We start from the raw sequence: 263 nt of genomic DNA on the forward strand, positions 1-263 counted from the left end.
CACAACCGCCGCGGCGGCGACGCCGAGGCCGCGGCACTGAGCCTGTCGCCGGAATACACCGATGCGGACGTGGCCGCGGTCTGGCAGGGCAACGACTATTCGATGCAGCACCTGCTGTCCGGCGTGTTGACGCTGGACATGACGACGGTGCACGCGCTGGAGACGCCGCTGTTCCTGTTCCTCGGCCGGCACGACTACAACGTGAACTCCGCCCTGGCGGCCGACTGGTTCGACACGGTGAAGGCACCGCGCAAGCAGCTGGT

The 263-nt window shown here is 68.1% G+C and carries 1 pseudogene; it reads left to right on the forward strand.

Annotation, left to right across the window (positions count from 1 at the left end):
- Positions 1-263, forward strand: a pseudogene (locus SB773_RS32575) (hypothetical protein); the annotation flags it as partial.

The sequence above is a fragment of the Bacillus sp. SIMBA_074 genome (assembly GCF_046534555.1).
Classification (GTDB): Bacteria; Bacillota; Bacilli; order Bacillales; family Bacillaceae_G; genus Bacillus_A; species Bacillus_A mycoides.